Source organism: Kitasatospora sp. NPDC097643 (assembly GCF_040302625.1).
Classification (GTDB): domain Bacteria; phylum Actinomycetota; class Actinomycetes; order Streptomycetales; family Streptomycetaceae; genus Kitasatospora.
Map to the genome: position 1 here is coordinate 120035 of NZ_JBEOSA010000015.1, position 23687 is coordinate 143721.

The 23687-nt window shown below is 73.4% G+C and carries 13 protein-coding genes and 2 rRNA genes; 3 read left to right on the forward strand and 12 right to left on the reverse strand.

Going from position 1 to position 23687, the window contains the following annotated elements:
- Nucleotides 1-165: 165 nt before the first annotated feature.
- Nucleotides 166-4896 carry an ATP-dependent helicase gene (locus ABTY15_RS13210; RefSeq protein ID WP_350581250.1) on the forward strand — a complete coding sequence of 1577 codons (4731 nt, stop codon included), beginning with the start codon at nucleotides 166-168 and terminating at the stop codon, nucleotides 4894-4896.
- Between the two features lie 139 nt (nucleotides 4897-5035).
- Here the strand turns inward: ABTY15_RS13210 and ABTY15_RS13215 are convergent, their stop codons facing one another.
- The 9 genes from ABTY15_RS13215 to ABTY15_RS13255 all read right to left on the reverse strand — a co-directional run bounded on the left by ABTY15_RS13215 (nucleotide 5036) and on the right by ABTY15_RS13255 (nucleotide 18455).
- Nucleotides 5036-5323, reverse strand: a complete 288-nt coding sequence (locus ABTY15_RS13215) for a hypothetical protein (protein WP_350581253.1) — start codon at nucleotides 5321-5323, stop codon at nucleotides 5036-5038.
- 54 nt (nucleotides 5324-5377) lie between these two features.
- Nucleotides 5378-5746, reverse strand: coding sequence for a helix-turn-helix domain-containing protein (locus ABTY15_RS13220; protein WP_030057586.1), 369 nt, complete (start codon nucleotides 5744-5746; stop codon nucleotides 5378-5380).
- A 379-nt stretch (nucleotides 5747-6125) separates the two neighbouring features.
- A complete protein-coding gene (locus ABTY15_RS13225) occupies nucleotides 6126-6602 on the reverse strand; it encodes a CinA family protein (RefSeq protein ID WP_350581351.1) in 477 nt (158 codons plus the stop codon).
- Between the two features lie 71 nt (nucleotides 6603-6673).
- Complete coding sequence (gene pgsA / locus ABTY15_RS13230; protein WP_350581257.1) at nucleotides 6674-7312, reverse strand: CDP-diacylglycerol--glycerol-3-phosphate 3-phosphatidyltransferase; 639 nt, start codon at nucleotides 7310-7312, stop codon at nucleotides 6674-6676.
- The gene (rimO, locus tag ABTY15_RS13235; RefSeq protein ID WP_350581263.1) at nucleotides 7309-8802 is read right to left on the reverse strand and encodes a 30S ribosomal protein S12 methylthiotransferase RimO; all 1494 of its coding nucleotides are present in this window, start codon (nucleotides 8800-8802) and stop codon (nucleotides 7309-7311) included. The genes pgsA and rimO overlap by 4 nt, the downstream gene beginning before the upstream one ends.
- A gap of 118 nt (nucleotides 8803-8920) precedes the next feature.
- Nucleotides 8921-9784 (reverse strand): helix-turn-helix domain-containing protein, encoded by an 864-nt coding sequence (locus ABTY15_RS13240; RefSeq protein ID WP_350581266.1) that lies wholly within the window; start codon nucleotides 9782-9784, stop codon nucleotides 8921-8923.
- Nucleotides 9785-10062: 278 nt separating this feature from the next.
- Complete coding sequence (locus ABTY15_RS13245; protein WP_350581270.1) at nucleotides 10063-12750, reverse strand: DNA translocase FtsK; 2688 nt, start codon at nucleotides 12748-12750, stop codon at nucleotides 10063-10065.
- Nucleotides 12751-12916: 166 nt separating this feature from the next.
- The gene (locus tag ABTY15_RS13250; RefSeq protein WP_350581357.1) at nucleotides 12917-13555 is read right to left on the reverse strand and encodes a response regulator; all 639 of its coding nucleotides are present in this window, start codon (nucleotides 13553-13555) and stop codon (nucleotides 12917-12919) included.
- A gap of 289 nt (nucleotides 13556-13844) precedes the next feature.
- Nucleotides 13845-18455: a HAMP domain-containing protein gene (locus tag ABTY15_RS13255; RefSeq protein ID WP_502893492.1), complete on the reverse strand. Its 4611-nt coding sequence runs from the start codon at nucleotides 18453-18455 to the stop codon at nucleotides 13845-13847.
- Between the two features lie 482 nt (nucleotides 18456-18937).
- On the opposite strand from ABTY15_RS13255, the gene ABTY15_RS13260 reads away from it, so the two are divergent.
- A complete protein-coding gene (locus ABTY15_RS13260) occupies nucleotides 18938-21499 on the forward strand; it encodes a SpoIIE family protein phosphatase (RefSeq protein WP_350581295.1) in 2562 nt (853 codons plus the stop codon).
- Between the two features lie 354 nt (nucleotides 21500-21853).
- Entirely contained in the window at nucleotides 21854-22417 is a 564-nt protein-coding gene (locus tag ABTY15_RS13265; RefSeq protein ID WP_350581298.1) for a GPR1/FUN34/YaaH family transporter, read from the forward strand.
- Here the strand turns inward: ABTY15_RS13265 and ABTY15_RS13270 are convergent.
- From ABTY15_RS13270 to ABTY15_RS13280, 3 genes are all read right to left on the reverse strand, one after another.
- A complete protein-coding gene (locus tag ABTY15_RS13270) occupies nucleotides 22410-23327 on the reverse strand; it encodes a phosphatase PAP2 family protein (protein ID WP_350581301.1) in 918 nt (305 codons plus the stop codon). The two genes, ABTY15_RS13265 and ABTY15_RS13270, sit on opposite strands and share 8 nt — an antisense overlap.
- 79 nt (nucleotides 23328-23406) lie before the next feature.
- A 5S ribosomal RNA gene (rrf, locus tag ABTY15_RS13275) occupies nucleotides 23407-23523 on the reverse strand.
- Between the two features lie 71 nt (nucleotides 23524-23594).
- Nucleotides 23595-23687, reverse strand: a 23S ribosomal RNA gene (locus tag ABTY15_RS13280); the annotation flags it as partial.

Here is a 23687-nt window from a genome sequence, read left to right on the forward strand (position 1 = left end):
CGGTCCGGTTTGTCACGGGTGGATCACATGTCTGAATCATCACCATATGAGCGGATTGCCTTTTTTGCTCCTTTAACTACACCGCTCACCGCACCCGCCCCCGGCAACCACCCCGCCACAGCCGCACCCGCCCCGGTTGTCAGTCCCACCCGGCACCATGGGGGCATGGCGCCCCAGCACCCGACCCAGCCGCCCGCCGACGACCCCCTGGCCGGATTCGCCCCGGCCACCCGGGCCTGGTTCACCGGTGCCTTCCCCGCCCCCACCACCGCCCAGGCCGAGGCCTGGCGCGCCATCGGCCGGGGCACCGACGTCCTGGTCGTCGCCCCCACCGGCTCCGGCAAGACGCTGGCCGCCTTCCTCTCCGCCCTGGACCGGCTCAGCAGCACCCCGCCCCCGGCCGAGACCAAGCGCCGCTGCCGGATCCTCTACGTCTCGCCGCTCAAGGCCCTCGCCGTGGACGTCGAGCGCAACCTGCGCGCCCCGCTGACCGGCCTGCGCCAGGCCGCCGTCCGGCTCGGCCTGCCCGAGCCGGAGGTCCAGGTCGCCATCCGCTCCGGCGACACCCCGGCCGCCGACCGCCGTCGCTTCGCCACCCACCCGCCGGACATCCTGATCACCACCCCCGAGTCCCTGTTCCTGCTGCTCACCTCCGCCTCCCGGGAGGCCCTGCGCGGCATCGACACGGTGATCCTGGACGAGGTGCACGCCGTCGCCGGCACCAAGCGCGGCGCCCACCTGGCGCTCAGCCTGGAGCGGCTGGACGAACTGCTGGAGCGCCCGGCCCGCCGGATCGGCCTGTCCGCGACGGTCCGCCCGGTCGAGGAGGTGGCCCGCTTCCTCAGCCCGCAGCGCGGCGCCGTCGTCGTCCAGCCCGCCGCCGCCAAGGAGTTCGACCTGTCCGTGGTCGTCCCGGTCCCCGACCTGGACGACCTGCCCGCCGCCCCGGCCACCGGCGGCGCCGCCGGCTCCGACCCGCAGCGGCAGGCCTCGATCTGGCCGCACGTCGAGGAGCGGATCGTCGACCTCGTCCAGGCGCACCGCTCGACCATCGTCTTCGCCAACTCCCGCCGCCTCGCCGAGCGCCTGTGCAACCGGCTGAACGAGATCGCCTTCGAGCGCGCCACCGGCACCGCCCCGCCCGAGGCGCACGCCCCCGCCGAGCTGATGGGCGGCTCCGGCGCGGCCAGGGGCGTGCCCCCGGTGCTCGCCCGGGCCCACCACGGCTCCGTCTCCAAGGAGCAGCGGTCCCTGGTCGAGGAGGAGTTGAAGGCCGGTCGGCTGCCCGCCGTGGTCGCCACCTCCAGCCTGGAGCTGGGCATCGACATGGGCGCCGTCGAGCTGGTGGTCCAGGTCGAGTCCCCACCCTCGGTCGCCTCCGGCCTCCAGCGGGTCGGCCGGGCCGGCCACCAGGTCGGCGCGGTCTCCACCGGCGTGTTCTTCCCCAAGTACCGCGGGGACCTGGTCCAGTCCGCCGTGGTCACCGAGCGGATGCGGGCCGGCCGGATCGAGGCGCTGCGCATCCCGCGCAACCCGCTGGACGTGCTCGCCCAGCAGCTGGTCGCCATGACGGCACTGGACGGCTGGCCGGTGGACGAGCTGCTCGCCGTGGTCCGCCGCGCCGCGCCGTTCGCCACCCTCCCGCAGTCCGCCTTCGACGCCGTGCTCGACATGCTGGCCGGCCGCTACCCCTCGGACGCCTTCGCCGAGCTGCGCCCCCGCCTGGTCTGGGACCGGGTGGCCGGCACCGTCACCGGCCGCCCCGGTGCCCAGCGGCTCGCCGTCACCTCCGGCGGCACCATCCCCGACCGCGGCCTGTTCGGCGTCTTCATCGCCGGGGCGGACCCGAAAAAAGGCGGCGGAAGGGTCGGAGAGCTCGACGAGGAGATGGTCTACGAGTCCCGGGTGGGCGACGTCTTCACCCTCGGCACCACCTCCTGGCGGATCGAGGAGATCACCCACGACAAGGTGCTGGTCACCCCGGCCCCCGGCGTCCCCGGCCGACTCCCGTTCTGGAAGGGCGACACCCTCGGCCGCCCGCTCGAACTCGGCCGCGCCCTCGGCGCGTTCACCCGCGAGCTGGGCGCCCTGCCGGCCGAGGCCGCCACCGCACGGCTGAAGCAGGCCGGCCTGGACGACTGGGCCGCCGCCAACCTGCTCGACTACCTCGCCGAACAGCGCACCGCCTGCGGCCACCTCCCGGACGACCGCACCATCGTGGTCGAGCGCTTCCGGGACGAGCTCGGCGACTGGCGGATCGTCATCCACTCCCCCTTCGGCGCCCAGGTGCACGCCCCCTGGGCCCTCGCCCTGGGTGCCCGGCTGCGCGAGAAGCACGGCCTCGACCCCCAGGTCATGCACGCCGACGACGGCATCGTGCTCCGCCTCCCGGACGCCGACCTGCTCGCCCCCGACTTCGATTTCGGCAGCCCCTCGGACCTGTCGCAGCAGGCGAGTTCGGCTCCGGACGACGCCCCGGTCGGCGCCGACGCCGCCCTGTTCGACCCCGGCGAGATCGAGCAGTTGGTCACCGACCAGGTCGGCGGCTCCGCCCTGTTCGCCTCCCGCTTCCGCGAGTGCGCCGGCCGCGCCCTGCTGCTGCCGCGCCGCAGCCCCGGCCGCCGCACCCCGCTCTGGCAGCAGCGCCAGCGCGCCGCCCAACTCCTCGAAGTCGCCTCCGAGTACGGCTCGTTCCCGATCGTCCTGGAGGCCGTCCGGGAGTGCCTCCAGGACGTCTTCGACGTGCCCGGCCTCGTCGAGCTGATGGGGGACCTCGAATCCCGCGCGGTCCGCCTGGTCGAGGTCACCACCCCCGAGCCCTCCCCGTTCGCCCGCTCGCTGCTCTTCGGCTACGTCGCCCAGTTCCTCTACGAGGGGGACTCCCCGCTCGCCGAGCGCCGCGCCGCCGCCCTCTCGCTCGACTCCCGGCTGCTCTCCGAACTCCTCGGCCAGGCCGAGCTGAGCGAGCTGCTCGACCCCCGGGTGCTCGCCGAGCTGGAGGCCGAGCTCCAGCGCCTCACCCCCGACCGCCGGGTCAAGGACGCCGAGGGCGTCGCCGACGCGCTGCGCCTGCTCGGCCCGCTCACCGAGGCCGAACTCTCCGCCCGCGGCGCCGAACCGCTCTGGGCGCTGGAGCTGGAGGCCGCCCGCCGGGTGATCCAGGTCCGGATTGCCGGCGAGCAGCGCTGGGCCGCGATCGAGGACGCCGGGCGGCTGCGCGACGCGCTCGGCACCCCGCTGCCGGTCGGCGTCCCGGAGGCCTTCACCGAGCCGGTCAAGGACCCGCTGGGCGACCTGCTCGCCCGGCACGCCCGCACCCACGGCCCGTTCACCGCGGCCGAGGCCGCCGCCCGCCTCGGCCTCGGCACCGCCGTCGTCACCGGTGTCCTGCACCGCCTCACCGCCGCCGGCCGGCTGGTCCAGGGCCAGTTCAGGCCCGCCGAGAGTCACGTCGCCCCGGAGTGGCACACCGCCCCCGAGTGGTGCGACGCCGACGTGCTGCGCCGACTGCGCCGCCGCTCGCTGGCCGCGCTGCGCCAGGAGGTCGAGCCCGTCCCGCCGCGCGCCCTGGCGGCCTTCCTCCCCCAGTGGCAGCACCTGGCCGGCCACCGGCTGCGCGGCCCGGACGGCCTGCTCCGGGTGGTCGAACAGCTCCAGGGCACCGCACTGCCCGCCTCCGCCCTGGAGAAGCTGATCCTCCCGGCCCGGCTCGCCGACTACTCCCCCGGCCTGCTGGACGAACTGATGGCGGCCGGCGAGATCGGCTGGTGCGGCGCCGGCGCCCTGCCCGGCAAGGACGGCTGGCTCAGCCTGCACCTCGCCGAGAACGCCCACCTGCTGCGCCCCGAGCCCGTCCCGCCCGCCGTCACCCCCGTGCACACCGCCCTGATGGCGGCCCTCACCGGCGGCTACGGCCTGTTCTTCCGCCAGCTGGTCGAACGGCTGCGGGCCGAGGGGGACGAGACCCCCGAGCCGGAGATCGTGACGGCCCTGTGGGACCTCGCCTGGGCCGGCTACGTCAGCAACGACACCCTCGCTCCGCTGCGCGCCCTGCTCGGCTCCGGCCGCACCGCCGGCGCGACCGCCCACCGCGCCCCCAGGGCCACCCCGCGCGGCCGCTACGGCGGTGCGGGCCGCGCCTTCGGCCGGGTCGGCGGCGCCCTGCGCGGCGGCCCGCCCACGGTGGCCGGGCGCTGGTCGCTGCTGCCGGCCCTCGCCGCCGACCCGACGGTCCGGGCCACCGCCCAGGCGCAGACCCTGCTGGACCGGCACGGCCTGCTCACCCGGGGCACGGTGGCCGCCGAACGGGTCCCGGGCGGCTTCGCCGGGGTGTACCGGGTGCTCGCCGCGATGGAGGAGCGCGGCCGGGCCCGCCGGGGCTACTTCGTCGAGGGCCTCGGCGGGGCGCAGTTCGCCATGGAGGGCGCGGCCGACCGGCTGCGCTCGATCAACGGGCGGCTGGAGCGGGCCGGCGCCACCTCCTGGCCGGCCGCCCCGGCCGCCGAGCCCCCGCAGGTGCTGGTGCTGGCCGCCGCCGACCCGGCGAACGCCTACGGCGCCGCCCTGCCCTGGCCCGAGCCGCCGACCGCGCCCGGGGCCAAGGAGGCCCGCGCGCACCGACCCGGCCGCAAGGCGGGTGCCCTGGTGGTGCTGGTCGACGGAGCACTGGCGCTGTACGTCGAGCGCGGCGGCAAGTCGCTGCTGGCCTGGCCGGAGGACGGGACCACCCGCGCCCTGGCCGTCGCCGCGCTCGCGACGGCCGCCCGGGAGGGCGCGCTGGGCAGCGTCACGGTCGAGCGGGCCAACGGCGAGCCCGCCCTGGGCTCCGAGCTGGGCGCCGCGCTGGAGGAGGCCGGCTTCCACGCCACCCCGCGCGGTCTGCGACTGCGCCCGTGACGGCCCCCGGGCCCCAGGCCCCGGGCCGCGCGAGCCCCTTGAGCCCCGTGAGCCCCGGACAGCGCTGAAGGCCGCGGGGCTGCGCGCCCCACGGCCTTCGTTCGCTCGTATCACCCGTTCGGGTGAGCACCCCCCGGGCTCACCCCGCGGTCGGCGGCGGTGCCTCCGCCCGACCCAGGACCTCGCCGCGCCGGCGCCGGTCCGGCCCGGTCGCACTGCGGTCGGCGTGCACGGGTATCAGGCCGAGCCCCCAGCCGCCGGCCGCGAGCAACCCCAGCACGGCGCCGTCGGCCAGCTGCCCGCGGATGACGACCAGCCACCAGAGCAGCCCGGCCGACAGCACCACCAGGACCCGGCGGGCCGGCCACGGCACCAGGCGCCGCAGCCGTATTCGGGCCCGCACGCACGCCGTCGCGACTGTCCGCACGACCGCCCTCCTTCGCTCGCCCCGGGGCCGATCGCCCCGGTGGTCGAGGCCGGGTCAGGCGGCGACCACGTCCATGGCGGCGGCCTTGGGCGACATGTTCGCCCGGTCGCTGCCCGGGGCGGGGAGCGGTACCGGTTCGAGTACCGGCCTCAGCAGATCACCTTCGGAGAGGGTGGCCATCGCCGCAAGTTCGGCGAGCGACAGCTCGTCACTCACCTCGCGCATGACCTCGGACATCCGGACGTCGAGTGCGTCGCAGATGGCGGAGAGCAGCTCCGAGGAGGCCTCCTTCTGTCCCCGCTCGACCTCGGAGAGGTACCCGAGCGAAACCCTGGCGGCCGCCGACACCTCGCGGAGTGTGCGGCCCTGGCGCTGGCGCTGCCGACGCAGTACATCGCCCAGTAGGCGACGGAGCAGGATCATCGGTGCCTCCCTCCTCGGACTGCGGATCGAGATGTCACGCCCCCACCGTACCGCCTTGCCCGCATCCGGTGCGGGGACCCTGGTCGTGTTCACTCTGGGCTGCAAGGCTGTCCCCCTCCTCGTTCCGGTGTCGTACCCGGGTCCGCGGGCCCCTCGTGGTACCCGTCGCGGGCCGCCCGGCCACCGTCACGCAACTCGTTCGCCACCTGGTTTCTGCCCAACCAGGCTGTTGGATGTAACACGATCCTCCAGCTGTGCCGTGCCCACGCGCCAGTTCGGCAGATCTCGGTTCGGTGGAGATCTCCGCGCGCGGGGCTCCAGTGCGCCTCCGCGGGCCCTCGAACGGGGCGCGAGACGGGCGGGTGCGGGCTCCGCGGGCTCAGGTCGTGGGCGCACCGGCCGGGAGCCGCCCGACGAGCAGCTGCAGGGCGGCGGTCACCGCCCCGTGACGGATTGTGGCACGCCCGCCCGACAGCCGGTGCGAACTGACCAGAGTTCCCTGCGGACCGGCGACCGCGAGGTGTACGGTGCCCACCGGCTGCCCGTCCTGCGGCTCCGGACCGGCCACCCCGGTCGTCGCCAGCCCGTACGTGGCTCCCAGCAGCCTGCGCACGCCCTCGGCCATCTGCCCGGCCACCACCGGGTGCACCGGCCCGTGGACGGCCAGCAGGCCCTCGTCCACGCCGAGCACCGAGGCCTTCAGTTCGGTGGCGTACGCGGTGACCGAGCCGCGGAAGGTCGCGGAGGCCCCGGGGACGTCCACCAGCGCGGCCGCCAGCAGACCGCCGGTCAGCGACTCGGCGACGGCGACCGTGCCGCCCGCCCCGCGCAGCGCGGCGTGCGCCCGCGCGGCCAGCTCGTAGTCCACCCCGCCGTCCGCCCCCGTGTCCCCGCCGTCCGCCCCGGCAGCCACCCCGCAGTCCCCCTTCACCGGCCCGCGCGCTCCGCGGCCAGTCCCTCGCGGCGCAGGCGCAGCGCCTGGCCGACGTAGTCCAACGCGGTCCCGACGGTCAGCAGCACCGCCAGGCCCATCAGCACCGCCCGCCCGGTGGCCAGCCAGCCGGTGAGCGCCAGCACGTACATGCCGACCGCGATGCCCTGGGTCAGCGTCTTGAGCTTGCCGCCGCGGCTGGCCGGGATGACCCCGTAGCGGATCACCCAGAAGCGCATCAGGGTGATGCCGAGCTCGCGGGAGAGGATCACCACGGTGACCCACCAGGGCAGGTCGCCGAGCAGCGAGAGGCCGATCAGCGCCGAGCCCATGATCGCCTTGTCGGCGATCGGGTCGGCGATCTTCCCGAAGTCGGTGACCAGTCCCTTGCGCCGGGCCAGCTCGCCGTCGAACAGGTCGGTGATCATCGCGATGGCGAACGAGGCCCAGGCGACCGAGCGCCACTTGGGGTCGTGCCCGCCGTCGGCGAACAGCAGCGTCACGAAGACCGGCACGATCAGCAGCCGGAGCATCGTGAGCATGTTGGCGATGTTCCACACCCCCGGCGCCGGCGGCACCGCGGCCGCCGGTCTGCCCGGGTGGGCCGCGGCCGGGGCGCCGGGCCCCTTGGTCATTCCCCGGCTCCGGGGGTGCGACCGACCCGCACCTGCTCCAGCGCCTCGGCGATCAGGTCGACGCCCTCGCTGGCCACCACGCGGGCCCGGTAGAACTGGCCGATCCGCGGGTCCGCCACCCCGGTGAGGGTGGTCAGGCCGTCGGTCTCCGGGGCCTGGTGGGCCGCCCGGCCCTCGACCACGTCGTCCTCGATCGACTCGATCAGCACCTCGACCTCGGTGCCGATCCGCTGCTCGGCCCGCTGGGCGGTCATCTCCTCGGCCAGTCGGCTCAGCCGGCTCAGCCGGTCGGCGATCACGTCCTCGGGCAGCTTGCCGTCGTAGCCGGCGGCCTCGGTGCCGTCCTCGTCGGAGTAGCCGAAGACGCCGATCGCGTCCAGCCCGGCGTGCGTGACGAAGCGCTCCAGCTCGGCGAAGTCCTCCTCGGTCTCCCCGGGGAAGCCGACGATGAAGTTGGACCGGGCGCCGGCCTGCGGGGCCTTGTCGCGGATGGTCCCCAGCAGCTCCAGGAACTGGTCGGTGGAGCCGAAGCGGCGCATCCGGCGCAGCACGGCCGGCGCCGAGTGCTGGAAGGACAGGTCGAAGTAGGGCACCACGTCGGTGGTGCCGGTCATCGCGTCCACCAGGCCGGGGCGCATCTCGGCCGGCTGGAGGTAGGAGACCCGGACCCGCTCGACGCCGTCGATCGTGGAGATCTCGCCGAGCAGCGTCTCCAGCAGCCGGATGTCGCCGAGGTCCTTGCCGTACGAGGTGTTGTTCTCGCTGACCAGGACGATCTCGCGGACGCCCTGCCCGGCCAGCCACTGGGCCTCGTGCAGCACGTCGGAGGGCCGGCGGGAGATGAACGAGCCGCGGAAGGCCGGGATCGCGCAGAAGGAGCACCGGCGGTCGCAGCCGGAGGCGAGCTTGACCGAGGCGACCGGGCTGTCGTCCAGCCGCTTGCGCAGGGTGCGCGGGCCGGAGGCCGGGGCGAGGCCGTCGGGCAGGTCGGTGATCGGCTCGGCGGGGGTCTCGGCGGCGCCGTGGCCGGGGAGCGCGACGGCCTCGGCGGCGGACTGCCGCTCGGCCGGGCTGATCGGCAGGAGCTTGCGGCGGTCGCGCGGGACGTGCGCGGTGTGGTGGCCGCCGGAGAGGATGTTCTGCAGCCGGTCGGAGATGTCGGCGTAGTCGTCGAAGCCGAGCACGCCGTCGGCCTCGGGCAGCGCGTCGGCGAGCTCCTTGCCGTACCGCTCGGCCATGCAGCCGACCGCGACGACGGCCTGGGTGCGGCCGTGCCCCTTGAGGTCGTTGGCCTCCAGCAGGGCGTCCACGGAGTCCTTCTTGGCGGCCTCGACGAAGCCACAGGTGTTGACGACGGCGACATCGGCCTCGGCGGCGTCGTCGACGAGCAACCAGCCGTCGGCTTCCAGTCGCCCGGCGAGTTCCTCGGAGTCCACCTCGTTGCGGGCGCATCCGAGCGTGACAAGGGCGACAGTGCGGCGTTCAGGCATAGGCCCAAGATTAACGCGCGGCCTCCGGTGCCGTTCGCCCCGGAGGCCACGCGCCTCGGATTGCCAGATCTTCACCGCCCCGCGGAGCGGCCCGCGGGGCCCTGGAGAGGCCCTGTGGTCAGCCCGCCTGCGGATCGCCGGGCGTGTACGTGACATGCACCACCTGGCCGTCCTTGCCGAGCAGACCGAGGTCCTTGCCGTTGACGTACGCGTGAACGGCACCGCCGTTGCCGAGCACCAGCTTGATCTGCTTCGGGTCGGTGAAGGTCTGGTCCTGACCCTCGCTGATGTTGTTCTGGAACAGCGACTTGCCGCTGCCGTCCACCGCCGACACCCAGCTGGTGCCCTCGGCGACCAGCTTCACGGTGACCTTGTCGGCCGGGACGGCGGCGATCGCGGCGGCGCTCGGCGCGGGGGCCGGCGGCTGCACGGTCGGCGAGGGTGCGGCGGGGGCGACCGAGCCGGTGCCGGAGCCGCTGGGCAGCGGCGCGCTGGCCGAGCCGGTGGTGGTGTGGCCGCCCTTGCCGCTCACCAGGTTGAAGCCGATCATGGCGACCACCGCGACGATCGCGGCGACCATCGCCGCCGTCCAGTTCGGCCGGCCACGGCTGGGCACCTTGATCGGGCCGCTCTCGATCAGCTGGGTCGGACGCTTCGAGGCGGGCGACCCGCCGTGCGCGGCGTCGTACCGGGCGACCAGCGCCTCGCCGTCCACACCGACCGCACGGGCGATCGAGCGGATGTGTCCGCGGGCGTAGAAGTCGCCGCCGCAGCGCGCGAAGTCGTCCTCCTCGATGGAATGGACGATCGGCACCCGGACTCGGGTGGCCGTACTCACCTGGTCCACCGTGAGCCCGGCCTCGATCCGGGCGGTGGACAGCACCCGGCCGATGCTCGGGGCATCGGCCGCCTGCGCCGCGTCGTCGACGGGCTGCGGGGACGACGGGGCGTTCTCGCGGTCGGGGGACTTGCCGATGGTCACGGGGCACGCCTTTCGAGCGGATGGCCACCTGCTGGGGAACAGTCTAGGGGCGCGGGCGGATCGTTTCTCAAGCGGAACAGGACCGAATGCGCGTGCCCGCCCCGCCCGGAGCCCGGGGCCCCGCTGAACGGCCGTCAGCGGGGCGTGCGCGGGGGCGCCCGGGCTTCACTTCGCGGCGTGTGACGCGAGGTGCGCGCGGCCGGTTCCCACCTGTGCGCCTACCCTCCCCCGAACGGGTGACACCCCCTGCGGCGCACCGGCCGTCCGCGTACGGGCCGTCAGCCGCGCAGCGTGACCAGGACCCCGTCCAGTTCGTCGGGCTTCACCAGCACGTCACGCGCCTTCGACCCCTCGCTCGGCCCGACGATGCCGCGCGACTCCATCAGGTCCATCAGCCGGCCCGCCTTGGCGAACCCGACCCGGAGCTTGCGCTGGAGCATCGAGGTCGAGCCGAACTGGGTGGAGACCACCAGCTCGGCCGCCTGGATCAGCAGGTCCAGGTCGTCGCCGATCTCCTCGTCGATCTCCTTCTTCGGCCCGCCGCCGACCGTCACGTCGTCCCGGTAGACGGCGGTCAGCTGGTCCTTGCAGTGCTGCACCACCGCGGCGATCTCCGCCTCGGTGACGAACGCGCCCTGCATCCGGATCGGCTTGCTGGCGCCCATCGGCAGGAAGAGCGCGTCGCCCTTGCCGATCAGCTTCTCCGCGCCGGGCTGGTCCAGGATGACCCGGGAGTCGGCCATCGCGGAGGTCGCGAAGGCCAGCCGGGACGGCACGTTGGCCTTGATCAGCCCGGTGACCACGTCCACCGAGGGCCGCTGGGTCGCCAGCACCAGGTGGATGCCGGCCGCCCGGGCCAGCTGGGTGATCCGGACCACCGAGTCCTCGACGTCGCGCGGCGCGACCATCATCAGGTCGGCCAGCTCGTCGACGATCACCAACAGGTACGGGTACGGCATCAGTTCGCGCTCACTGCCGAGCGGCGGGGTGACCTTGCCGGCCCGCACCGCCGCGTTGAAGTCGTCGACGTGCCGGAAGCCGAACGCGGCGAGGTCGTCGTACCGCATGTCCATCTCGCGCACCACCCACTGGAGGGCCTCGGCGGCCTTCTTGGGGTTGGTGATGATCGGTGTGATCAGGTGCGGGATGCCCTCGTACGCGGTCAGTTCGACCCGCTTGGGGTCGACCAGCACCATCCGCACCTCGTCCGGGGTGGCCCGGGCGAGCACCGAGGTGATCAGGCAGTTGATGCAGGACGACTTGCCCGCGCCGGTGGCGCCGGCCACCAGGATGTGGGGCATCTTGGCGAGGTTGGCCATCACGCTGTGGCCCTCGACGTCCTTGCCCATGCCGACGACCATCGGGTGGGTGTCCTCGGCGGCCGCACGCGAGCGCAGCAGGTCGCCGAGGTTGACCATCTCGCGGTCCCGGTTGGGGATCTCGATGCCGACCGCGGACTTGCCCGGGATCGGGCTGATGATCCGCACGTCCGGACTGGCCACCGCGTAGGCGATGTTCTTGGCCAGCGCGGTGATCCGCTCCACCTTGACCGCCGGGCCGAGCTCGACCTCGTACCGGGTGACCGTCGGGCCCCGGGTGAAGCCGGTGACCCGGGCGTCCACCTTGAACTCGGTGAAGGTGCTGGTGAGCTGGGCGACCACCTCGTCGTTGAGGGCGCTGCGGGCCTTGGCCGGGCCGCCGCGCTCCAGCAGGTCGAGCGGGGGGAGGGAGTAGGTGATGTCGCCGGAGAGCTGGAGCTGCTCCATCCGCACCGGCGCCGGGCCGTGCTCCTCCGGCGCGCCCGGGCCGCCGTTGCGGGCGGCCGGGACGGCGGCCTCCTCCGGCGGGGCGGTGCGGTCCTGCACCTGGTGCATCATGTCGGCCACCGCCGAGGAGGCGGGCACCCCGTAGACCAGCGCGCCGTCCAGGTCGGCGGCGGCGCCGGCGGCCAGGTCGCGGGTGGCGTACGGGTCCAGCGGCTCCTTGGTGAAGGAGACCGGCACGACGGCCGGGTCCTCGTCGGACTGCTTGCGCCGACGGCGGCGCCGACGGGCGGCCACCTCGTCGCCCGGGTCCGTACCCTCGGTGTCCAGGGTGAACGGCAGCGCCGAGGGGTCGGCGTCCTCCGGCGGTTCGGTGGACAGCTCGCGCTCCGGCGCACGCCCCTCGGCCAGTTCGTCCTCCGGCCCCGGCTCGACCACGCCGAGCCGCACGCCGATCGCCCGCAGCCGCTCGGGGATGCGGTTGACCGGGGTCGCGGTGACCACCAGCAGGCCGAAGAAGGCCAGCAGCAGGAGCAGCGGCACGGCCAGCGCCGGTCCGGCGGCGGCCATCATCGGGGTGGACGCGGCCCAGCCGAGGATGCCGCCGGCCGCCCTTATCCGGGAGGCGCCGCTGCCCATCATGGGGGCGCCGCAGCCGATGTGGACCAACCCGAGCACACCGACCAGCAGTGCGGTCAGCCCGATCATGATCCGGCCGTTGGCCTCCGGCAGTTCCGGGTGGCGCCAGAGCCGGATCGCCATCCCGGCCAGCAGGAACGGCACCAGCACGTCGAGCCGCCCGAACAGTCCGGAGACCACGTTGGTGGCCGCGTCGTTCAGCCAGCCCTGCTCGCTGAACCAGGTGCCGGCGGCGGTCACCAGCGCGAGCGCGAACAGCAGCAGGCCCAGCCCGTCCTTGCGGTGGGCCGGGTCGAGGTTCTTGGCGCCGTGGCCGAAGCCCCGGAACACCGCGGCGATGCTGTTCGCCAGGCCGAGCCAGACCACCCGGACGGCGCGGAAGAGTATCGGCCGGGGCGGCGGCGGGGGCGGGGTGGCCGGTTTGGCCGCCGCCTTCTTCGCGGGCGCCGCCTTCTTCGCCGCCGCCTTCTTCGCGGGCGGCTTGGCCGGAGCCTTCGCCGCGGCCTTCTTGGACGGTCCCGGGCTCGGGTTGCGTGCCGCGCTTCCGGGCGTACGTGTGGCCATGGGTCAGCAGCCTACCGGGGTGGACCACCGGTGCACATGTGGCCGAGCCGGGCCGCCCGGACGTGTCGCAGACACACCGTCACGCTGATCCGACTTCACCCGCCCGCCCCGGGAAACCACCCGGACGGACGCACCGGACGGGGGTGCCGCTGCGGCACCCGGGCGACTACCCGGCGCCGGGGCGCAGCGCGTCCAGCGCCCGCCGCAGCCCCGTCAGCTTCCGCTCCAGGTGCGCCGCGGTGGCGGCCACCCCGGCGTCGTCCACGCCGTCCAGTTGCTTGCCCAGCGCCTCGGCCTGCTCCTCGACCGCCGCGAGCCGCGCGGACAGCTCGCCCAGCAGCGCCCCGCCCAGGGCCGGCTCGCCGCCGCCCGCCTCCAGTTGCAGCCGCAGCAGCGCGGCCTGCTCCTTCAGCTGGCAGTTCTTCACGTACAGGTCGACGAAGACGGAAACCTTGGCGCGCAGCACCCACGGGTCGAAGGGCTTGGAGATGTAGTCCACGGCCCCGGCCGCGTAGCCGCGGAAGGTGTGGTGCGGGCCGTGGTTGAGCGCGGTCAGGAAGATGATCGGGATGTCCCGGGTGCGCTCGCGCCGCTTGATGTGGGCGGCGGTCTCGAAGCCGTCCATCCCGGGCATCTGGACGTCCAGCAGGATCACCGCGAAGTCGTCGGTGAGCAGCGCCTTGAGCGCCTCCTCGCCGGAGGCGGCGCGCACCAGCGTCTGGTCCAGGGCGGAGAGGATCGCCTCCAGCGCCAGCAGGTTCTCCGGCCGGTCGTCGACCAGGAGGATCTTCGCCTTCTGCATCAGGGCTCGCCCTCCTGTCGCCTGCCTGCCCGGTGACGGCACCCGTGCCCTGCCCACCGCTACCCCGGTCATGCTAGCCGCACCCCCTCGCCCGGCACATCGCTCCGTCGCGACCCGATCCGGAGCGGCACGCAGCCCGTGCTCCGGCGCACGCTCACCAGCGTGTCGCCATCCGGTCACTGTTCGCAACGATCGGTGACCATACCCGGTTCCCGGGCTCCACCGCCAGCAAACCGGCCCACCGGCAGGCGTGAACCCCGGGGTCCGCCCCGCGGTTCACGCCCCCGGACGGTCAGCCGCGGCCGGTCCGCAGCCACTCGCGCATCACCGAGAGCAGGTGGTCGGTCTCCACCGGCTTGGTGATGTGGTCGGTGGCGCCGGCCTCCAGGGACTTCTCCCGGTCGCCCTTCATCGCCTTGGCGGTCAGCGCGATGATCGGCAGCCCGGCGTACTGGGGCATCCGGCGGATCGCCTCGGTCGTCGCGTAGCCGTCCATCTCCGGCATCATGATGTCCATCAGGACCAGCGCCACGTTCTCGTGCTGCTCCAGCATCTCGATGCCCTCGCGCCCGTTCTCGGCGTACAGGACGGTCAGGCCGTGCTGCTCCAGGACGCTGGTCAGGGCGAACACGTTGCGCACGTCGTCGTCCACGATCAGCACCTGCTGGCCGTCGAAGCGCGTGTCGGCGCGGTGCGGGCGCACCGGGGCGGGCTCCACCGGGCGGGCCCCGGCGGCGGCGTCCAGGGCGGCACTGCGCCGGCGTTCGATCGCGCCGCGGCGGCGCTCCTCGGCCAGCTCGCGGACCTCCTGGGCCCAGTGGTCGGCCGGGTTCTCGCCGACCGGGACGGGCGTGCCGACCGGGGTCACGCCCACCGAGGCGCGCAGCGTCGGGGTGTTCGGCACGGCCGGCCGGTCGACGGGGCGCTCGGCGGCGGCCGTGTCCGGGGCCTCGGTGCGCAGCGGCAGGTAGAGCGTGAAGGTGGAGCCGGCGCCGAGCTCGCTCTCGGCGTGGATCTCGCCGCCGAGCAGCCGGGCGATCTCGCGGCTGATCGACAGGCCCAGGCCGGTGCCGCCGTACTTGCGGCTGGTGGTGCCGTCGGCCTGCTTGAACGCCTCGAAGATCTCCCGCAGCTTGTTGCCGGGGATGCCGATGCCGGTGTCGGAGACCGCGAAGGCGATCAGCGGGTCGTCCGGGCCCTGGATCGAGCCGGACTCCAGCAGCCGCTCGCGCACGTGCTGCGGGACGTCCGGACCGGCCAGGCTGATCGCGAAGTCCACCGCGCCGGCGTCGGTGAACTTCACCGCGTTGGAGATCAGGTTGCGCAGCACCTGCTGGAGCCGCTGCTCGTCGGTGTGCAGGGTGACCGGCAGGGCGGGCGAGACCCGGACGGCGAAGTCCAGGTTCTTGTCCAGCGCGACCGGCTGGAAGGTCGCCTCGACGTAGTCGACCAGCTGGACCAGGGCGATCCGGGCCGGGCGGACGTCCATCTTCCCGGCCTCGACCTTGGACAGGTCGAGGATGTCGTTGATCAGCTGGAGCAGGTCGGAGCCGGCGCCGTGGATGGTGTCGGCGAACTCGACCTGCTTGGGCGAGAGGTTGCCCTCGTTGTTGTCGGACAGCAGCTTGGCCAGGATCAGCAGCGAGTTGAGCGGGGTGCGCAGCTCGTGCGACATGTTGGCGAGGAACTCGCTCTTGTACCGGGAGGCCAGGGCGAGCTGTTCGGCGCGCTCCTCCAGGACCTGCCGGGCCTCCTCGATCTCGCTGTTCTTGATCTCGATGTCGCGGTTCTGCTGGGCGAGTTGCTCGGCCTTCTCCTGCAACTCCTCGTTGGTGCGCTCCAACTCCTCCTGGCGCGCCTCCAACTCGGCGGACCTCATCGAGAGTTCAGCGGTGAGCCGCTGGGACTCCAGCAGCAGGCCCTCGGTCTTGGTGTTGACGCTGATGGTGTTCACGGTGACGCCGATCAGGTCGGCGATCTGGTTGAGGAAGTCCAGCGCGACGGTGGTGAAGGAGCTGAAGGTGGCCAGCTCGATCACGCCCAGCAGCCGGCCCTCGAACAGCACCGGCAGCACCACGATGTGGGCCGGCGAGGCCTCGCCCAGGCCGGAGGCGATCTTGAGGTACCCGGGCGGCGCCTCCTTGAGGATGATCGCCCGCTTCTCCACCGCGGCCTGGCCGATCAGCGACTCGCCCGGGCGGAAGGTGGTCGGCATCGCCCGCCGCTGGTAGCCGTAACTGCCGATCAGGCGCAGCACGGTGTCGTTCTCGTCGTCGTCCTCGGTGATCAGCTCGGCGGTCCGGCCGGCCGGCTGGGCGAGGAAGAAGGCGCCGTGCTGGGCGGAGACCACCGGGGTCAGCTCGGTCATGATCAGCGAGGCGACGGCCTCCAGGTCCCGGCGGCCCTGCAACAGGCCGGAGATCCGGGCCAGGTTGGTCTTCAGCCAGTCCTGCTCCTGGTTGGTGCGGGTGGTCTCGCGCAGGTTGGCGATCATCTGGTTGATGTTGTCCTTGAGCTCGTCGAGCTCCCCGGCGGCGTCCACGTCGATCCGCAGGCTGAGGTCGCCCCTGGTCACCGCGGTGGCGACCTGGGCGATCGCGCGCACCTGCCGGGTCAGGTTGTTGGCCAGCTCGTTCACCGACTCGGTGAGGTCCTGCCAGGTGCCGTCCACGCCGGGCACCCGGGCCTGGCCGCCGAGCCGTCCGTCGGTGCCCACCTCGCGGGCCACCCGGGTGACCTCGTCGGCGAAGGCCGACAGCTGGTCCACCATGGTGTTGATGCTGGTCTTGAGCTGGAGGATCTCGCCGCGCGCGTCGACGTCGATCTTCTGCGACAGGTCGCCGCGGGCCACCGCCGTGATCACCAGCGCGATGTTGCGCACCTGGCCGGTGAGGTTGTTGGCCATCAGGTTGACGTTGTCGGTCAGGTCCTTCCAGATGCCGGCCACGCCCGGCACGCTCGCCTGGCCGCCCAGGGTGCCGTCGGTGCCCACCTCGCGGGCCACCCGGGTCACCTCCACCGCGAAGGAGGAGAGCTGGTCGACCATGGTGTTGAGGGTCGCGGCGAGCGCCGCCACCTCGCCCTGGGCGTCGATGGAGATCTTCTTGGAGAGGTCGCCGCGGGCCACCGCGCCGGCCACCTCGGCGATGTTGCGCACCTGCCCGGTCAGGTTGGACGCCATGAAGTTGACGTTGTCGGTGAGGTCCTTCCAGATGCCCGACACCCCGCGCACCTTGGCCTGCCCGCCCAGGATCCCCTCGGTGCCCACCTCGCGGGCCACCCGGGTGACCTCGTCGGCGAAGGCCGACAGCTGGTCCACCATGGTGTTGACGGTCGTCACCAGCTCCAGGATCTCGCCCCGGGCGTCGACGGTGATCTTCTTCGACACGTCGCCGCGCGCCACCGCGGTGGTCACCTCGGCGATGTTGCGGACCTGGCTGGTCAGGTTGTTGGCCATCAGGTTGACGCTGTTGGTCAGGTCCTTCCACGTCCCGGACACCCCGGGCACGCTCGCCTGACCACCGAGGATGCCCTCGGTGCCGACGTCCCGGGCGACCCGGGTGACCTCGTCGGCGAAGGAGGAGAGCTGGTCCACCATCGTGTTGATGGTGTTCTTCAGCTCCAGGATCTCCCCGCGCGCGTCCACCTGGATCTTCTGCGACAGGTCGCCCTTGGCGACCGCGGTGGTCACCTGGGCGATGTTGCGCACCTGGTCGGTGAGGTTGTTCGCCATGAAGTTGACGTTGTCGGTCAGATCGCGCCACACCCCGGCCGCCCCGGGCACCTGCGCCTGGCCGCCGAGCCGCCCCTCGGTACCCACCTGACGGGCCACCCGGGTCACCTGCTCGGCGAAGCCGGAGAGCTGGTCCACCATCGTGTTGATGGTGTTCTTCAGCTCCAGCATCTCGCCGCGCGCGTCCACCTCGATCTTCTGCGAGAGGTCCCCGCGCGCCACCGCCGTCGTCACCTGGGCGATGTTGCGCACCTGGCCGGTCAGGTTGTCGGCCATGAAGTTCACCGAGTCGGTGAGGTCCCGCCAGACCCCGGCCACGCCCGGCACCTGCGCCTGACCGCCGAGCCGCCCCTCGGTGCCGACGTCCCGGGCCACCCTGGTGACCTGCGCGGCAAAGCCGTTCAGCTGGTCCACCATCGTGTTGACGGTGTTCTTCAGCTCCAGCATCTCGCCGGCCACCTCGACGGTGACCTTGCGGGACAGGTCGCCCTTGGCCACCGCGGTGGTCACCTGGGCGATGTTGCGCACCTGCGCGGTCAGCCGGCCGGCCATGGTGTTGACCGAGTCCGCCAGGTCCTTCCAACTCCCCGAGACGCTCCGGACCTTGGCCTGACCGCCGAGCTTGCCCTCGGTGCCGACCTCGCGGGCCACCCGGGTCACCTCGTCGGTGAACTCCGAGAGCTGGTCCACCAGCCCGTTGACGGTCCGCCCGATCCGCAGGTACTCGCCGCGCAGCGGGTGGCTCACCCCGTTGGAGTGCAGCGAGCGCAGCTCCATCTTCTGGTCCAGGTCGCCCTCGGCGATCGAGGTCAGCACCCGGCCCACCTCGGCCATCGGACGGGCCAGATCGTCGATCAGCGCGTTGCAGTTGTCGACCGCCGCCATCCAGGCGCCCTCGCCCGCGCCGGTCTCCAGCCGCTCGTTCAGCCGGCCCTCGCGGCCCACCGCCCGCCGCACCCGGGCCAGTTCGCCGGTCAGGTGCTGGTTGCGCTCGGCCACCTCGTTGAACACCGCGGCGATCTCCGCCAGCGGTCCGTCGCCCGGAACCGTCAGCCGGCGGCGGAAGTTGCCGTCCCGCATCGCGGTCAGCGCGGCCAGCAGCTTGCGCAGCTCGGCGGGCTCCGCGCCCCGCCCGTGGCCCGCCCGCCGGCCGGCCGCGTTCCGCGGCACGGTCCCGGGGCGTCCGCCGCGCTGCGCGGGCGGCGTCGTACCGGTTGCGTCCTTGGTGGCCGAACTCAACGGGCCCCTCCCACATCGTGAACTGTCCGGTGACCGACCGCGCCCCTGCGGGCCCGGCCCCGGGCACCGACCCGGCTGGGCTGCGTACCGGCCGTCCTCGCGGCCACCGGCACCCACACGACCGTACTGCTCCCACCGGCCGTTGCGGACCCCCCAGTCTGGCAGCAGCGGCGGCGCGTATACGGCCGGTTGCGCTCCGAAGGTAGCGCCCCGACCGAAACAGGTGGGCAGAATCACCCTCAGGTGCCTGTTTCGACTCCCCGCCCCCACGGGGAACCAAGCGGAAAGTAGGGTGGAGCGCTGCACCGGGCCACGACCCGACCCCGCGGCGCCGCCCAGGCCGACGGCGCGCACGGGGAGTCGGCGCCGCACCCCGGACAGCCAGGCCAGAGCAGCAGAGGAGAAGTGGCAACGTGGTCACCGCGCGCGCAGCCGCCACCTTCGACCCCGACGGCCGGTCCGCGGCCGCCGCCCGGGGCTTCGTCCGGGACGCGCTGCTCGGCTGGGGCCTGCCCGAGGTCGTCGACGACGCCGTCGTCCTGGTCAGCGAACTGGTCACCAACGCCGTCGTGCACGCCGGCACCGCCGCCGAGGTCTGCTGCCTGCGCGAGGAGGAGACCGTCCGGATCGAGGTCACCGACCACCACCCGGAACGCGGCCTGCCCACCTTCGGCGACGGCCCGGTCACCGCCTCCGACCGCTACGCCGACCCGGACGGCGAGGGCGGCCGCGGCCTGCTGATGTGCTCCGCGCTCGCCCAGCGCTGGGGCGTCGAGTACGCGGCGGGCCGCAAGACCGTCTGGTTCCGGCTCGCCCTGCCCGCCCACGTCGCCGGCACCCGCTACGCCGTCCCGGCCACCCCCGGCAGCGACCTGCCCAGCGGCCCCGGCCCGGTGCACGTCGCCGTCGTCCAGCTCGACGAGGACGGCCGCGTCCTCGCCTGGAACCCGGACGCCGAGGCCCTGTTCCAGTACCCCGCCGGCACCGTCCTCGGCCGCCCCTGGGCCGACCTCGCGGTGTGGCCGCAGTCCGCCGGGCGCGGCCCCGGCCTCACCGACACCCTGCGGCTGGCCCGCTGGGAGGGCGGGTACCACGTCCGGCGCCCGGACGGCCGCGAGGTCGAGGTGTACGGCGTCCAGGTGCGCGTGCGCGACACCGAGGGCGTCCCCTCCACCCTCTGTCTGCTCGTCCTCGAACCCGACCGCGCGGTGCTCCGCTCCCCCGCCCGCGCCCTGCCCGGCGAGCGCACCGACCCGGCCGGCCCCCGGCTCGACCTGCTGGCCGGCCCGGTCGCCACCGACGACCTCGACACCCTGCTCCAGCGCACCGTCGAACGCGCCCGCGACCTGCTCGACGCCGACGCCGCGTACCTGCTGCTCACCACCGAGGACGAGACCGAGTTCGAGGTCCGCGCCGCCACCGGCCTCGCCAGCGGGCACCGCCGGCACGCCCGCTTCCCGGTCGAGGGCGGCAACCGCTACGACTCGGCCCGGCTGCCCACCGTCCACGAGGACCTCTCCGCCCGCCCGGCCGGCCTGCCCCTGCTCACCGGCAGCGGCCTGCGCTCGCTGGTCACCGTCCCGCTCAAGGTCGAGGGCCGGCTGATCGGCTCGCTCGGCATCGCCACCGCCGCACCCGGCCGCTACGACAACGAGGACGCGCTGCGCCTGCAGTTCGCCGCCGACCGGGTCGCCCTCGCCGTCGAGAGCACCCGGCTCACCGAGCTCGAACGGCTGCGCCGCGGCTCGCTCTCCTTCCTCGTGGAGGCCTCCGACCTGCTGGCCGGGACCCTCGAACACGAGCAGACCCTCGCGCTGATGGCACAGATGGCCGTCCCCACCCTGGCCTCCTGGTGCGCCGTCTACACCAAGGGCGACCACGGCTCCTCGCCCGGCCTCGCCTTCGTCCTGCACGAGGACGAGGACCGGATCGACGCGCTGCGCGAACTGCTCGGCAAGACGCCCGTCCCGGAGGCCGGCCCGACCCACGGCGTCCGCTTCTGGCCGGCGCCCGCCGAGACCGCCGCCGCCGGCGGGCTCACCGACAGCCCCGAACTCGCCGGCCTGCTCGGCGAGACCGTCGTCCTGCCGCTGACCGCCCGCAACCGGGTCACCGGCCTGCTGACCCTCGGTGTCCCGACCGGCGTCCGCTTCCGCCAGGAGATCCTCGAGCTCGCCGAGGACCTCTCCCGCCGGGCCGCCCTCGCCCTCGACAACTCCCGTCTCTACTCCGAGCGCACCGCCACCAGCCAGGCCCTGCAACGCAGCCTGCTGCCACCGGAGTTGCCGGAGATCCCGGGCGTCGAGGTGGACGTCTACTACCAGGCCGCGGGCGAGGGCAACGAGGTCGGCGGCGACTTCTACGACCTGTTCACCATCCGCGAGGGCACCTACGGCTTCGCCATCGGCGACGTCTGCGGCACCGGCCCCGAGGCCGCCTCGGTCACCGGCCTCGCCCGGCACTCGCTGCGCCTGCTCGCCCGCGAGGGCCTGGACGCCCCGCAGGTGCTCAGCCGCCTCAACACCGCCATCCTGGACGAGGGTTCGCGCAGCCGCTTCCTCACCCTGCTCTACGGCGAGCTGACGCCCCGCCCGGACGGCAGCACCGAACTGTCCCTGGTCTGCGCCGGCCACCCGCTGCCGCTGCGGCTGCGCACCGACGGCCAGGTCGACCGGGCCGCCACCCCGCAGCCGCTGCTCGGCGTCATGGAGGACCTCGACCTCACCGCCGAACACCTGGTCCTCGCCCCCGGCGAGGTGCTGCTGTGCGTCACCGACGGCGTCACCGAACGCCGCGAGGGCCGGCGGATGCTCGGCGACGACGGCCTCGCCGAGGTGCTCACCGGCTGCACCGGCCTCACCGCCGGCGCGGTCGCGATGCGCGTGCAGCGCGCGGTCGAACGCTTCGCCCCGGAACCGCCGTCCGACGACATGGCCATCCTGACGCTGCGGGTACCCGCCCAGCGCACCGCCTGACCGAACCTGTTGAATCGGGCCCCCCGCCAGGGCCAACCGTGAGCGTTCCACAGCTGACGACGTCACAAATTGTGCGATTCACAAGGGTACAAGCGGGTTGTGCCGGGTACACCGATCTCACCGGGGAATCCCCCGGCGGGGACGCGACCAGCGGCTCTCCCGCTGGCCCATCACTTCTGACCGCAGCCGTCGCACGCTCCAGCCGTGCGCCCTCGGCGCGGTCGCGCGCATCCACTCACTCATCGGACCACACCACTGCGTTCGGACACGTCTGTGGTCGAACACCTCTGCCTTCGAACACACCCCACTGCGTTCGCTGCGCCCTGCGCGCGCCCAGAGTGAAAGGAGCCTCCGGTGAGCAACGACGCTTCCGGGGCAACAAACACCCGCTCCACCGGAGCCGACGCGGGTAACCTCGGCTACCTCGCACTCGGCCTCACACTGCTCGCCTACGGCCTGCTCTCCACCGGCATCCTCAGCGGCACCGGAGTCGGGGACGCGGCCCACCTCGCCCACCTGGTCGGCGGCCTCACCCTCTTCATCGCGGGCCTCTGGCAGCTCCGCGGCGGCGAGGGCTTCACCGGCACCGCGTTCACCAGCCTCGGCGCCTTCTGGGCGACCTGGTCCGCGGCCGGCGGGGCAGGCAAGAACGCCACCGGCCTGTTCCTGCTGCTGTGGGCCCTGCTCGCCCTCACCCTCACGGCGGCCAGCTGGAACGGCGGCCTGCTCAGCCGCGCCGTCTACGGCCTGCTGACCGTCTCCCTGCTGCTCTCCGCCATCGCCGTCTTCGGCGAGTACAGCGGTCTCGCCAAGGCCGCCGGCTGGGTCGCGACCGTCTCCGGTGCCTCCGCCTGGTACTGGGCCACCTCCGCGCTGAGCGGCGGTGCCTGGGGCCGGATCGCCCTGCCGGTCAAATGACCTGCTTCGGCTGATCGCCGTGACCCACCCGATCCGCCCGATCGATCCGGTCCGCCCGATCCGTTGAGCGGGCCCGGGGCCGGGCTCCCGTGTCGACCGTGTCGACGGGGGTCCGGCCCCGCCGTCGTGCCACCAGCGCCAGCACCACGTACGCCAGCAGCAGGATCGCCACCGCCACGATGCCGTCCGCCCAGAAGTGGTTCGCCGTCACCACGACCACCGCCACCGTCAACACCGGGTGCAGCACCATCAACCAGCGGAACGGACTCGGCGACACCCGCACCACCGCGACCGCCGCCAGCACGCACCACGCCACGTGCACCGAAGGCATCGCGGACAGCTGGTCCGCCACCACCACGCCGCCGACCGCACCCCCGTAGACCGACTGCCCGTACTCGGCGGCCACGTCGACGAAGCCGTTCTGCGGCAGCATCCGGGGCGGCGCCACCGGGATGAACTGCACCAGCAGACAGACCGCCGTGGTGATCACCACCGTGTTGCGCACCCACGCGTACCGCTCCCGGTGCCGCACGAACACCCAGAGCAGCACCGCCAGCATCACCGCGAAGTGCATCACCGCGTAGTAGTAGTTCGCCAGCCGCACCAGCACCGGGTACGGCGTGACCGCCGCCTGCCAGGACGCCTCGTCCGGCAGACCGACCGAGAGCTCCGTGCGGTGGATCCAGTTCGCACGGTCCAGCGCGTGGTCCGAACTCATCACCGACAGGTGCCCCACCAGCTGCCAGAGCGCGAACAGCGCCAGCAGCGTGCCGGCCTCCCGCAGCAGCGCCGACACCGCGGGCCGCCGAACCCTGGCGGCCGCGTACGCACCACCGTAGAGAGCGACCGCGGTGCCCCCGGCGGACTGCCAGGTAAGGGTCAGGTTCTGCAACGGATCGCGCCTCTCCACCGAGCTCCGGTCGTGTGTCGGCAGAGGGTAACGCAAAAAGACCCCCTCCCGGGTGGGAGGGGGTCTTTTTGGAATGATTGTTCGGCGGCGTCCTACTCTCCCACAGGGTCCCCCCTGCAGTACCATCGGCGCTGTGAGGCTTAGCTTCCGGGTTCGGAATGTAACCGGGCGTTTCCCTCACGCTATGACCACCGAAACACTATGAAACTGTCGACCCGCCGGCAGGGCGGTCGTTGTTTCAGAACAACACAGTGGACGCGAGCAACTGAGGACAAGCCCTCGGCCTATTAGTACCGGTCAACTCCACCCCTCACAGGGCTTCCATATCCGGCCTATCAACCCAGTCGTCTACTGGGAGCC